Genomic DNA, 12067 nt, shown 5'->3' with positions numbered 1-12067 from the left:
TGCCGTACGGGTACAATGCCGATTCATTTCCTGATGTGACACCCGCCATGACTGAAGCAGAACGCCTGTCCAAACGCCTGATCCAGCTGCTGTCCTGCTCACGCCGCGAGGCCGAGCTGTACATCGAGGGTGGCTGGGTGACCGTCGATGGCCAGGTGGTCGAACAGCCGCAGCGGCCGATTCGCGATGAGAAAATCGAGCTACTGCCCGGTGCGGTCGCCCAGACCATGCCGCCGGTGACCCTGTTGCTGCACAAACCCGCGGGGCTCGGCTGCGGCCAGGGTGCCAACTCGGTCCTGCAATTGCTGACCCATGCCAACCGCCTGGCGGAAGACCACAGTGGCATTCGCCCGCTACAGCGTCATCTGCAGCGCCTGGAACTGCTGACCCCACTGGAAACCGATGCCAGCGGCCTGATCGTGCTGAGCCAGAGCCGCTCGGTGATCCAGTTGTTCAAGGACAACGGCAATCTCACCGAACATGAATACGTGATCGAAGTGTCTGGCGACATGGCGGCAAACGGGCTGAAGAAATTCGCCCATGGCATGGCCTGGAAAGGGGTCGCGCTACCGCCCTGCAAAGTGAGCTGGCAGAGCGAAAACCGCCTGCGCGTCGCCGCCAAGGGCGTGCAACCGGGGCAACTGCGCTTCATGTGCGAAAGCCTCGGGCTTCAGGTCATCGGCATCAGGCGCCTGCGCATCGGCCGCGTGGCGATGGCCAAGCTGCCGGCCGGGCAGTGGCGCTACCTGAGCCCCAGCGAACGCTTCTGACACGTCCTCATTCACGGCGATAACGCTGCTCGATACGCGCGTACTCACCATTCGCCTCGATGGCCCTGAGGCCCTGATCGAAGCGCTTGCGCTGGCTGTCGTCGCGAAACCCGACGCTATAAGGCGTGGGTGGCAGAAAGCGATACCAGGTCAGCGGCTGCTTCACGTCGACCTGTTCACTCGCCTCCTGGTTGAAGTAATTGAAGATCCATGGATCGACCAGGATCACCTCGATACGCCCGCTGTAGAGCAAGCGATTGCGAGTCACCGACTGAGACTCCTCTCGATAACGCGGATTGTCTCGTGCCATGGCTTGGAACTCGGGGCCGAGCATCAGGCGGGCGTGCTGAAAGGTACTGATCGAATACGCTGCCAGGTCAGCGATGCTATCGATCCGATAGCCACGTGAAGCCAGTGCGGCCACTGCATTCTGGTAACGAATGTAGGTCTCGGAATAATGCGGCGCAGCCCCGTCGGAGGGGTTGCTGGTGGCAATCGCATCCAGCTCGCCGCGCTGCAGCAACAGGCGCATGCGTTCAGGCGGGGCGAAAATGGGATCGACCTCGAACCCGGCATGCCGGGCCACCGCGTCGATCAGCTCATACTCCAGACCGCGCCGCTCGCCCTTGAACACATAGGGCGGCCGGTCCAGACCGAAGCCCACACGCAGTGGCTCCGCGCACACGGCCGAAGCGATCAGCAAAAGCACAAAAACAGCCAGCCACCTGGCCACGCAATTCCTGTTCATCATCACCGCATATGCCTGCCGATTCACCCACTCATGGCCCTGTAAGACTAGACTGTGTACCGCGCAAACCCGGAGAAATCGACATGCTCAAAGCCGAATATCAGCAACGCGGTGCCATTCCCCAGGATGTGATAGAGGCCGTAGGACTGCAGTTGCCCACACTGCGCAGCGGCCAGGTACGAATCAAGGTCCTGGCCGCGCCGATCAATCCGTCCGACGTGCTGACCCTGACCGGCGAATACGGCATGCTGCCGCCGCTGCCCGCCGTAGGCGGCAACGAAGGCGTCGGCCGCGTCGAAGCACTGGCTGAAGACGTGACGAGCCTCAAGGTCGGCCAGACCGTGTTACTACCGGTGGGCAGCGGCACCTGGGTCAGCCACCTGAATGCCGATGCCAGCAAACTGATCCCGCTGCCGGATGCCGACCCGCAGCAACTGGCGATGCTCACGGTCAACCCACCGACCGCCGCACTCCTGCTCAGTGAATTCGTCGACCTGCGGCCTGGCGACTGGGTGATCCAGAACGCCGCCAACTCGGGAGTAGGCGTTTACCTGATCCAGTTGGCGAAGATTCGCGGCTACAGGACGGTCAACGTGGTGCGGCGTGAATCGCTGATCGCCGAACTCAAGGACGAAGGCGCCGATGTGGTGCTGCTCGATGGGCCGGACCTGCATAAGCGCGTGCGCGAAGCCACGGGCGGCGCCTCGATCCGCTTGGGCATCGATGCCGTTGCAGGCACCTCGACCGAACACCTGGCCAACTGCCTCGGCGAAAACACTGTGCTGGTCAACTACGGCCGTATGAGTGGCGGCGCCTGCCAGATAGCCCCCAGCGCCTTCATCTTCCGTGACATTACCTTGCGTGGGTTCTGGCTGGCCAAATGGTTTCGCCAGGCCAGCCAGGCCGAGCAGACCAAACTGTTCGGCGAACTGATCCAGTTGATCGCCAGCGGCAAGCTGAAAGCACGCATCGCCGCCACCTACCCGCTGGAGCGGATCAAGGAAGCCGTGGCGGCCGCCGCCGCTGGCGAGCGGGATGGGAAGATTCTGATCGTGCCGTAGGCGATGCGAGGAATCCGCCTTGAGGGCCAAAGCGGACATCGAGATTTTTACCGTCACTCCCGCGAAGGCGGGAGCCCAGAGACAAAGACGCTTCTGGATGACTCCCCTTCGGGCCAGCGCAAGCGCTGTTCAGCGATGGAGCCGCTGTCCCACCTTCGCGGCAATGACGACTCTACGCAGCGATCATCGGACAAATGTTCGCTCCTGCTTCGAAACAGCTACCCAAGCTGAAACCTCAACGCTCCGGCAGCGCGATCAATCCGCGCTGGCGGGCTTCTTGCGCTTCAGCGGTGCCAAGCCGTCCTGACTGACCACAGCGGATGGCGCGTTGTTCGGTCGGGCCGAAGGTTTGCGCTTTGCTGCGGCCTTCTTGACGTCTTTCTTGTCGCCAATCTTTTTCTTCTTGGTCCCGGCAGCCTTGCCCGAGGCCTTGAGGTTCTTCGGCCCCTGGTAGCTGCCCTTGAGCTCCTTGATCACCCGGCGCTCGAAGCGCTGCTTGAGGTAGCGCTCGATGCTGGACATCAGGTTCCAGTCGTTGTGGCAGATCAGCGAAATCGCCAGGCCATCCGCTCCAGCCCGCCCAGTGCGGCCGATACGATGCACGTATTCGTCGCCGGAGCGCGGCATATCGAAGTTGATCACCAGATCCAGGCCGTCGATATCCAGGCCGCGAGCCGCCACGTCGGTGGCGACCAGCACACGGTTGGCCCCCTGGCTGAAGCGTTCGATGGCCAGCTTGCGATCCTTCTGGTCCTTCTCGCCGTGCAGCACGAACGCCTTGAACTCGTCGGCCACCAGATGCCCGTACAGGCGGTCGGCCTGGGCCCGGGTGTTGGTGAAGATGATCGCCTTCTGGTAGGTCTCGTTGCTCAGCAGCCACTGCACCAGACGCTCCTTGTGCATCGGATCGTCGGCGGTGATGACCTGCTGGCGAGTGGTTTCGCTCAGCTCGCCAACGCTATTGAGCTTGAGGTGTACCGGGTCACGCAGGACACCAGCGACCACCTCGCGTAGCGCCGCACCGCCAGTGGTGGCGGAAAACAGCAGGGTCTGGCGGCGGTTGGCGCACTCGACGGTAATGCGCTCGATGGCCTCGGCGAAGCCCATGTCCAGCATGCGATCAGCTTCATCGAAAATCAGCACCTGGACAGCCTTGAGATCGAGACTGCCAGCGTTGAGCTGCTCGATCAGACGTCCCGGCGTAGCGATCAGGATATCCGGCAGTTTGCGCAACATCGCCGCCTGAACCTTGAAGTCCTCGCCACCGGTCACCAGGCCCGACTTGACGAAGGTGAACTGGGAAAAACGCTCCACCTCCTTGAGCGTCTGCTGGGCCAGTTCGCGGGTCGGCAACAGGATCAACGAACGAATCTCCACCCGTGGCTTGGCATCGCCGATCAGGCTGTTGAGCAGCGGCAGCAGGAACGCAGCGGTCTTGCCACTGCCGGTCTGCGCGGTCACCCGCAGGTCACGCCCCTCCAGCGCTGGCGGAATCGCGGCGACCTGCACCGGCGTCGGCTCAGCGAAATTGAGCTCGGCAACGGCCTTGAGCAGGCGCTCATGAAGGGCGAATTGGGTAAACACAGGCATACCTCGATAATCGGATCGAAAAACAGCGGCATAGATTAGCCGTTCTACCGCGCAAAAGCCCGCGGCCAGAATGCAAAAAGCCGCAACGGCTGCGGCTTCTCAGGTTGTGCGGGGTGAACTCAACCGCGTTCGAGCGCACTCACCAGGTCATGGAAGGCTTCGCGGTTGGACTCGTTGAGCCCCATGAGAATCCGGTGGGCTTCCAGCACGCGGGTGCGCACCACATCCTCCGACTGGTCCTGGGAGGGCAAGTCATCGAGGCACTCGGGGCACGGCACCGGCTGGTCGACGATGTTGAACACCTGGTCGAAGCCCATGGATTGCAGCAGGCGCGTGATGTCCTCGTGGGTCGTGACCACGGTGGGCAACAGGCCAACCTTCTGCCGCGACAGGATCGACAGCTTGGCCAACAGGCCCAGCGTGGTGCTGTCGATGCTGCGGGTCTCCGTCAGGTCGATGACGATGGCGGAGAAATTCAGTGACGTGAATATTCGTTCGATCGTGGCATCCAGGGCCGAACACAAGGTCAGGCGGATCTCGCCGATGAACTTCAGGACGAAGGTGCCATCTTGTTCGGCGAACTGGATTCTACCGGGGCTATTCCCAGGATTCATGCAAGGTTCCTGCTCAACACCAGCAAGGCGATATCATCTGGCATCTCGCCCAGGTTGGCCAGTCCGAAGACACGGCGCAAACCGTCGAGTTTGCCGCCAGCCGCACACACCAGCTCTGGCAGTGCGGTCTCTTTCTCTTTGAGTGTATCGCCCGGTAAAAGGTCAAGAATGCCATCCGACAGGAGGGTCAGGCTGAAGGACTGCGGCAGCTCCAGCACCTGGTCGGAATAGGTCGCCTCCTGGAACAGGCCGACCGGCAGGCCACGCCCTTCCAGGTAGCGAGCGGAGCCTTCGCTGAACAGCACGGGCAACGGCAGATGCCCGCCGATGCTGTAGGTCAGGTGGCCGCTTTGTTCATCGATGACGCCGCCAAGCATGGTCACATGCTTGCCCAGCTTGGTATTGATCAGGCCACGGTTGATATGGCCGAGCACATCGGACGGCTTGAATTCGGGCAAGCCGCCGTTTCGCCGCCACTCGTACAGCAGGCGGGTGGTCATGAACTTCAGCAGGACGGTGACGAAGGCCGAGGATGCGCCATGCCCGGATACATCGGCCAGATAGAACGCCACCCGGTGATCGTCGACCCGGAAGTAATCGACGAAGTCTCCCGAAAGATACAGCGAAGGAATGATCTGGTGGGCGAATTGCAGGTCGTCGATGCTCCACGGCGTGTTCGGCAGCATGTTCATCTGCACCTGACGCCCGGCGTTCTGGTCTTCCTGCAGCAAATGCAGGCTGGCCTGCAATTCGCGGTTGGCCTTCTCGAGCTTCTCCCGGTAGCGCTGGTTTTCCTGGCGCAGATGCGCACGGTCCAGGGCCCGGTGCACCGAGTGTTCGAGCACGGCGAGGTCTTCGAGCGGCTTGATCAGGTAATCGGCCGCACCAAGGCGCAACGCCTCGACGACGTCGTTCATCACGCCGGCACCGGAGACCACGATCACCGGGGTATCCGAGCTCAGGACGTTGACCCGTCGGATCAGCTCGAGGCCGTCCACTTGCGGCATGCGCAGGTCGCAGATGATCAGATCCGGGCGCTCACGCTCGAACACTTCCAGCCCTTGCAAGCCGTTGGTCGCCTGCAGGACCTGGAAACCACTGTCGTCGAGGTAGGCAGCGATGCTGACGCGCACGACTTCATCATCATCAATAATCAACAGCTTGGCGCTGGGATTGTGCATGGGATATCCAGGCAAACGACGCCGGAGAAGTTTGACGATTCAGCGCCGGGAAGCCCCGGGGCGCCGGCCCACAGTCATTTCAAGGCGCAGACGGTACTCCCATCCGCCAGTCGATTCAAGCGCGTGCCGATTGTCGCTGGCCGCCTTTACACCTGAAATCTGCGAGGGTTATAACCCTCCGGACAATCCGTATAAGACGAAGGGGTCAGGATTCATGAGCCAAAGTGATCGTGCGTACAGCGAAAAACGCGACTTCATCCGCATGCGCCTGGAGTCTCCGGTCACCCTTTACCACGAGGGGCGTGCGATACCCGCGGTGTGTCTCGACCTTTCCAGCACCGGCATGCAGATCGAAGCCGACTGCATCCTCACCCCCGGCGACAAGGTGAAGGTGCAGATCGCCTCTGAACACAACGAACTCAAGGGGCTCGAAGCACAGGCCGAAGTGGTGCGCATCGTCGAGCAGGAAAACGGTCGTAAATCGATAGGCCTGGCAATCCTGTCCATGAGCTGAAACGAAAAAGCCCGTCGAGCGGGCTTTTCATAGAGCGGGATCAGGCCTTGGCCTTTTTCAGCTCTTCGTCGCGCAACTCGCGGCGCAGGATCTTGCCGACGTTGGTGGTCGGCAAGCTCTCGCGGAACTCCACGGCGCGCGGCACCTTGTAGCCGGTGAGGTTGGCACGCATGTGCTCGATCACCTGCTCCTTGGTCAGGCTCTGGCCGGGCTTGACCACCACGAAGACCTTGATCGTCTCGCCCGATTTCTCGTCAGGTATGCCGATGGCCGCGCACTGCATGACGCCCGGCAGGGTGGCCAGCACGTCCTCCAGTTCATTGGGGTACACGTTGAAGCCCGAGACGATGATCATGTCCTTCTTGCGGTCGACGATACGCAGGTAACCGTCGTCCTGGATCACCGCGATGTCGCCGGTCTTCAGCCAGCCCTCGGCATCGAGGATCTCGCGCGTGGCCTCCTCGCGCTGCCAGTAGCCCTTCATCACCTGCGGACCTCTCACGCACAGCTCGCCACGCTCGCCGAGCGGCAACGCATTGCCCGCCTCATCGATGACCTTGCATTCGGTAGAGGGCACCGGAATGCCAATGGTACCGATCTGGTAGGTGTCGCGCGGGTTGACCGAAACGATGGGGCTGGTCTCGGTCATGCCATAGCCCTCGCAGACAGGACAGCCGGTCACCGCCTTCCAACGCTCGGCGGTCGCCTGCTGCAAGGCCATGCCGCCAGACAGGGTGAGTTTCAGGCCGGAGAAATCCAGGCCGCGGAACTCTTCGTTGTTACACAGGGCAACGAACAGGGTATTGAGGCCGACGAAGGTACTGAACTTCCAGTTCTTCAACTCCTTGACGAAGGCCGGCAGGTCGCGCGGATTGGTGATCAGGATGTTGTGGTTGCCAGTCAGCATCACCGCCATGCAGTGAAAGGTGAAGGCATAGATGTGGTACAGCGGCAGCGGGCAGACCACGACTTCGCAGCCGTCGCCCAGGTTGGTGCCCATCAGCGCCCTGGCCTGGAGCATGTTGGCGACCAGGTTGCGGTGGGTCAGCATCGCGCCCTTGGCCACGCCCGTGGTGCCACCGGTGTATTGCAGCACGGCGACCTCGGAGCTGGCCGGATTGGCCTCGCGCAACGGCCGGCCACGGCCACGGGCCAACGCCTCATTGAGCGGCACCGCCTGCGGCAGGCTGTAGGCGGGCACCATCTTCTTCACATGACGGACCACGAAGTTGACCAGCAGGCGCTTGAACAGCGGCAGCATGTCGCCCACCTCAGTGATGATCACATGCTTGACGCCGGTCTGCGGCAGCACCGACTCAGCCAGGTGCGCCATGTTCGCCAGGCAGACCAGCGCCTTGGCACCGGAGTCGTTGAACTGGTGCTCCATTTCGCGGGCGGTGTAGAGCGGGTTGGTGTTGACCACGATCAACCCGGCACGCATGGCGCCGAATACGACCACCGGGTACTGGATCAGGTTGGGTAGCTGCACCGCGATACGATCGCCTGGCTCCAGGCCGGGCAGGCTCTGCAGATAGGCAGCGAAGATACCGGACAGCTCGTACAGCTCACCGTAGCTGAGCGTCTTGCCCATGTTGGTGAAGGCAGGCTTGTCGGCAAAGCGTTGGCAGGACTGTTTCAGGATGGCCTGAATGTTCGGATACGCGTCGGCGTCGATCTCGGTGGGCACGCCAGCCGGGTACTTGTCCTTCCAGAAGTTCTCGGTCATGGAAACCTGCTCCTGAGCATCATTTTGTTCATGCCGTGCAAGACGGCTTCTTGTTGTGGCTTGCCAGCCTTCGAAACGGCCTGTGCCTTCGCTGTCAGCAACGAAATCCAGGCAGCATCATTGGCAAAAAACGCCGCCGAGAGTAGCAGCTTTGCCGTCGCGCGCGCCAGCACCAGAGCATGCCATTCCGGTCAAAAAAGTGACCACATACAACAAACCAGTCACAAACCATACCCTGAGGCGAACAGCTCTAGGACGAGCCTTTCAGCCCTCCTCGCGCAATTCGCGGCGCAATATTTTTCCCACGGGCGTCATCGGCAGCGACTCGCGCAGCACGATCTGCCTGGGCACCTTGTAACCGGTGAAGTTCTCCCGGCAGAAGGTTTTCAATTCATCGACACTGACACCGCCTTCGCGAGGCACCACGAAAAGCTTCACCGCCTCGCCTGATTTTTCGTCGGGAATGCCGATGGCCGCACAGTTGGCGACCTTGGGATGGGTCATCAACACGTCTTCGATTTCGTTGGGATACACGTTGAAGCCGGAGACGATGATCATGTCTTTCTTGCGGTCGACGATGCGTACGAAGCCATCCTTCTCGATCACCGCGATGTCGCCGGTCTTCAGCCAGCCTTCGGCGTCCAGCACCTCGGCGCTCGCCTGGGGGCGCTGCCAGTAGCCCTTCATCACCTGCGGCCCACGCACGCACAGCTCTCCGCGCTCGCCGAGCGGCAACTCGCGCCCTTCATCATCGATGACCTTGAGCGCCGTGCCCGCCACCGGGATGCCGATGCTGCCCATTCGCGCCGAAGCGCCATAGGCATTGGTGGTGACCACCGGCGAGGTTTCGGTAAGGCCGTAACCTTCGATCACGTCGCAGCCTGTCAGGGCCTTCCAGCGCTCGGCCGTGGCCTTGATCAGCGCCGTTCCGCCGGAATTGGTGACCTTGAGATGGGAAAAATCCAGGCGCTTGAAATCGGGATGTTCCATCAACGCCACGAACAGCGTGTTCAGACCGATCAAGGCCGAGAAACGCCATTTCCCCAGTTCCTTGATGAAAGCCGGGATATCGCGGGGATTGGTGATCAGCACGTTGTGATTGCCGCTGACCAGCATACCCAGGCAATGCACGGTGAAGGCATAGATGTGGTACAGCGGCAGCGGTGCGATCATGGTCTCGCCCCCCTCGTCCATGAGTGGCTTGCCATCGTCGGCATGCTGCTGCAGGCAGTTGTGCACCTGCAGCATGTTGGCCACCAGGTTGCCGTGGGTCAGCATCGCGCCCTTGGCAATGCCAGTGGTGCCGCCGGTGTATTGCAGCACCGCTACATCGTCGAGACCGGCAGCCACCCCGCGCGGCGCGGGGCCTCGCCCTTCATGCAACACGGTCCTGAAGGAAACGGCCTGGGGCAACTGGTAATCAGGCACCCTCTTCTTGACCTTCTTCACCAGCGTGTTGACCAGCCAGCCCCTGAGCCTGGGCATCATATCGCCCAGCCTGGCCTCGATCAGGTAATCGATCTCGCTATCGGCCAATACCTCCTGCACCGACTTGCCGAAGGTGTTCAGGTACACCAGTGCGCGCACGCCGGCATCGCTGAACTGATGGCGCATTTCCCGGACACTGTAGAGCGGATTGGTATTGACCACGATCAGCCCGGCACGCAGCGCGCCGAATACGGCTATCGGGTACTGCAGGACATTGGGCATCTGCACGGCGATACGATCGCCCGGCGCCAGGTCGGTGTTCTTCTGCAGCCATGCGGCGAACGCCGCGGCATGCCGCTCCAGGTCGGCATAGGTCAGCGTAACGCCCAGGTTGCTGAACGCCGGCCGCCCGGCAAACCGCTGGCAGGAGCGCTCGAACACCTCGACCAGCGAATGATAGGCCTGGAAATCCAGCTCGCTGGACACCCCAGCCGGACGTTTCGCATCCCAGAAGTCAGGTTGCATTGTTGTTATCCCCTTGACTTGACTCCCCTTCCCCGGAACTTAGCAGGCACGTCGGGCCCTGCAAATGAAACAGGCGTTTCATTGATTGGATGAATGTTTCACCTGTCCGAAGACTGAAGTTCGTCGCCTCGCCAAATGGCCGGCCTAGCAGGCGGTGTGAAAACGTAGCGAGCGACGGTCAGGCAAGGCAAAAACCGGCGAAAAAGCGCAGTTTACGCGTTGTAAATGAGCATTTTGACTGGGCTGGCATTCCAGCCGGTTTTTAACGCCGCATGACCGAGCGCAGTAGTTTTCACACAACCTGCTAGGCGACTGATGACCCCCTATGCACAATGCAGATACTTTCCGCGATGGATGGATATCATGTGCCACGAGGCCTTCAGCCTGGCCGCCAGCGACTCGACCGACCTGCTGGTCAATCGCTGGTACAACGACAGCGCGCCACGCGCGGTGCTGATGATCGTCCATGGCATGGCCGAGCACGCCGTGCGCTATGCGCGGTTCGCCGAAGCACTGCTCGACGCGGGCTTGCATGTTTATGCCCATGACCAGCGCGGACACGGCCGTACCGCGCAGCAAGGCATATTGGGCCATCTGGCCGATGAAAACGGCTGGGCCAAGGTCGTCGAGGACCTATCCAGCGTCAACCACCACATTCGCCAGCAATACCCCAGCGCCCCGATCCTGCTGTTCGCCCACAGCATGGGCAGCTACGTCGGCATGACATACCTGTTGCAGCACTCCAGCAGCGTGAAGGGCGCGATCCTGTCGGGCTCCAACTATCAGCCCACCAGCCTTTATCAGGCGGCGCTGCTGATCGCGCGCTTCGAACGCTGGCGCCTCGGGCCTAGAGGCCGCAGCCAACTGATCGACTGGCTGTCGTTCGGCAACTTCAATCGAGCCTTGCGCCCCACTCGCACGGCATTCGATTGGCTCAGCCGTGATCGCCAGGAGGTCGACCGTTTCCTGGCCGACCCGCTGTGTGGCTTCAGTTGCACCACCCAGTTGTGGATCGACCTGCTGCAAGGGCTTCGCCAGATCACGCCGCCACGGCATCTGGCTCAGATCGACGCCAGCCTTCCGCTACTGATCGTCGGCGGAGAAAGTGACCCGGTGAGCCAGGGCGAGCGTCTTGCCGATCTGGCAAATGCATTGCGCCAGGCCGGCCTGCACCGTGTGGAATTGAAGCGTTACCCCGGTGCCCGCCACGAATTGCTCAACGAAACAAACCGTGACGAGGTCATTCAAGACCTCATCGCCTGGATGAACGAGGCGCTCGCCACGGGTACGAAGCGCCCAACCCACGACAAGGAACCTACATGACCCAGGTCAGCAACACGCCCCACGAAGCCCTTGAGGTCGGCCAGACCGCCAGTTACGTCAAGCATGTGGAAGAACGCGACATCCTGCTGTTCGCCGCGATATCCGGCGACTGCAACCCGCTACACCTGGACGCCGAATTCGCCGCCCAGACGATGTTCAAGGAACGGATCGCCCATGGCATGTTCAGCGGTGCCCTGATCAGCGCCGCAGTCGCTTGCGAGCTACCCGGCCCCGGTACCATCTACCTCGGCCAGACCATACGCTTCGCCCTGCCGGTCAAGCTCGGCGACACCCTCACCGTACGCTTGGAAATCCTGGAAAAACTGCCGAAATTCCGCGTGCGCATCGCCACCCGCGTGTTCAACCAGCGCGACGAGTTGGTCGTCGACGGCGAAGCGGAAATCATCGCCCCGCGCAAGGCCCAGACCGTGACCATGAAGGAAGCGCCGAAAGTCACCCTGGGCTGACGCCTCCGACCCAAGTTCCAGTCGGGCTTGGGTCGACCCGATAGCAGGATCGGGTAGGAGGCGGGGTCGCCCCCGCCGTCCTCCCACACCACCGTACGTACGGTTCCGTATACGGCGGTT

11 protein-coding genes are annotated in these 12067 nt (G+C 61.7%); 5 read left to right on the top strand and 6 right to left on the bottom strand.

What is annotated here, in order from left to right; genetic code table 11:
• Positions 1-47: 47 nt before the first annotated feature.
• A complete protein-coding gene (locus ACSZPK_RS24440; protein WP_437884205.1) occupies positions 48-770 on the top strand; it encodes an rRNA pseudouridine synthase in 723 nt (240 codons plus the stop codon).
• Between the two features lie 7 nt (positions 771-777).
• Here the strand turns inward: ACSZPK_RS24440 and ACSZPK_RS24435 are convergent, their stop codons facing one another.
• Positions 778-1479, bottom strand: coding sequence for a substrate-binding periplasmic protein (locus ACSZPK_RS24435; protein ID WP_437884204.1), 702 nt, complete (start codon positions 1477-1479; stop codon positions 778-780).
• Positions 1480-1601: 122 nt separating this feature from the next.
• Between ACSZPK_RS24435 and ACSZPK_RS24430 the strand changes: the two genes are divergently transcribed.
• On the top strand, positions 1602-2579 hold the full coding sequence (locus ACSZPK_RS24430; protein WP_437884203.1) for a zinc-dependent alcohol dehydrogenase family protein: 978 nt from the start codon (positions 1602-1604) through the stop codon (positions 2577-2579).
• A 255-nt stretch (positions 2580-2834) separates the two neighbouring features.
• Here the strand turns inward: ACSZPK_RS24430 and ACSZPK_RS24425 are convergent, their stop codons facing one another.
• From ACSZPK_RS24425 to rssB, 3 genes are all read right to left on the bottom strand, one after another.
• Positions 2835-4163 (bottom strand): DEAD/DEAH box helicase, encoded by a 1329-nt coding sequence (locus ACSZPK_RS24425; RefSeq protein ID WP_437884202.1) that lies wholly within the window; start codon positions 4161-4163, stop codon positions 2835-2837.
• A 125-nt stretch (positions 4164-4288) separates the two neighbouring features.
• Positions 4289-4783, bottom strand: a complete 495-nt coding sequence (gene rssC, locus ACSZPK_RS24420) for an anti-sigma factor antagonist RssC (RefSeq protein WP_437884201.1) — start codon at positions 4781-4783, stop codon at positions 4289-4291.
• Entirely contained in the window at positions 4780-5964 is a 1185-nt protein-coding gene (gene rssB, locus ACSZPK_RS24415) for a two-component system response regulator RssB (protein ID WP_437884200.1), read from the bottom strand. Before rssB ends, rssC begins: the two co-directional genes overlap by 4 nt.
• Positions 5965-6178: 214 nt before the next feature.
• On the opposite strand from rssB, the gene ACSZPK_RS24410 reads away from it, so the two are divergent.
• Positions 6179-6478 (top strand): PilZ domain-containing protein, encoded by a 300-nt coding sequence (locus ACSZPK_RS24410; protein ID WP_437884199.1) that lies wholly within the window; start codon positions 6179-6181, stop codon positions 6476-6478.
• Between the two features lie 40 nt (positions 6479-6518).
• On the opposite strand, the gene fadD1 is transcribed toward ACSZPK_RS24410, so the two are convergent.
• Positions 6519-8204, bottom strand: coding sequence for a long-chain-fatty-acid--CoA ligase FadD1 (gene fadD1 / locus ACSZPK_RS24405; protein ID WP_437884198.1), 1686 nt, complete (start codon positions 8202-8204; stop codon positions 6519-6521).
• Between the two features lie 264 nt (positions 8205-8468).
• Positions 8469-10157: a long-chain-fatty-acid--CoA ligase FadD2 gene (gene fadD2, locus ACSZPK_RS24400; protein ID WP_437884197.1), complete on the bottom strand. Its 1689-nt coding sequence runs from the start codon at positions 10155-10157 to the stop codon at positions 8469-8471.
• 363 nt (positions 10158-10520) lie between these two features.
• Between fadD2 and ACSZPK_RS24395 the strand changes: the two genes are divergently transcribed.
• Positions 10521-11480: a lysophospholipase gene (locus tag ACSZPK_RS24395; RefSeq protein WP_437884196.1), complete on the top strand. Its 960-nt coding sequence runs from the start codon at positions 10521-10523 to the stop codon at positions 11478-11480.
• Positions 11477-11947 carry a MaoC family dehydratase gene (locus tag ACSZPK_RS24390; RefSeq protein ID WP_437884195.1) on the top strand — a complete coding sequence of 157 codons (471 nt, stop codon included), beginning with the start codon at positions 11477-11479 and terminating at the stop codon, positions 11945-11947. Before ACSZPK_RS24395 ends, ACSZPK_RS24390 begins: the two co-directional genes overlap by 4 nt.
• The last annotated feature ends 120 nt before the right edge of the window (positions 11948-12067 follow it).

The sequence above is a fragment of the Pseudomonas sp. LRF_L74 genome (assembly GCF_965644255.1).
Classification (GTDB): Bacteria; Pseudomonadota; Gammaproteobacteria; order Pseudomonadales; family Pseudomonadaceae; genus Aquipseudomonas.
Note: the sequence above shows the minus strand (reverse complement) of the source record. Positions and strands in the feature narration are given on the sequence as shown.